This is a genomic window from Psychrobacter sp. T6-1 (assembly GCF_052258445.1).
Map to the genome: position 1 here is coordinate 1 of NZ_JBQQFC010000629.1, position 828 is coordinate 828.

The 828-nt window shown below is 44.4% G+C and carries 1 protein-coding gene and 1 pseudogene; both read left to right on the forward strand.

Annotated features, from left to right (window positions below; genetic code table 11):
* Positions 1–552, forward strand: a 552-nt coding sequence (locus tag ACTXGO_RS15030) for a lysophospholipid acyltransferase family protein (protein ID WP_443575086.1), incomplete at its 5' end; no start/stop codon positions are given.
* Between the two features lie 85 nt (positions 553–637).
* Positions 638–828 (forward strand): annotated as a pseudogene (locus ACTXGO_RS15035) (glycosyltransferase); the annotation flags it as partial.

An 828-nucleotide genomic window follows, 5' to 3' on the forward strand; every position in this document is an offset into this window, starting at 1 on the left:
ATGTACAAGCCTGTCGAAAACAAGCGATTAAACGACTTTATATTACAAGGACGTGCGCGGCTTAATGCCAGCCTAGTGCCTACTGATGCTAGCGGCGTCAAAGCTGTCTTTAAGACGCTAAAACAGGGCGGCTTTAGTATTATACTGCCCGACCATGTCCCAGACCCTTCAGGCGGCGTTATTGTGCCGTTCTTTGGTATTGACACTCTAACGAGCACCCTTGCACCCAAGCTTACCAGCAAAACCAAATGCGCTTTGGTAGGACTAGCTTGTATCCGCCGTAATGACAGACGTGGCTTTGATATCTACTGCTACAAGCTTGATGATCCAAACCTATATAATCGCGATGTTAAGGTAGCCACTCAAGCCCTTAACCAGGCGATGGAGCATATGATAGTCGATAACTTTAGTCATTATATGTGGGGATATCGGCGCTTTAAGCGTATACCAGGTTTGGGCAATCCTTATCGTAAAACCAAGACAAAACTGGCCAATTTTATCAACGCCAACCGAGCAGTGCTTGACGATCCCACATTCGATACTCCCAAATAGTCAATAATTTTATACCTGATAATACGAGTACATTATGGCACCTGATACCTTTAATTCGCTGTCTACTAACTCGTCTAAGCATCATATGAATGCCGAGCCACGCTATATCATATGTATGAAATGGGGCGATAAATACGGTGCCGAGTACGTCAATCGCCTCTATAATATGGTGAGCCGTCATTTGACCTTAGACTTTCAGATGGTTTGTCTTACCGATGACAGTACTGGTATTGATCCAAATATCAAATGCTACCCAATTCCTGAGATGGACTTGCC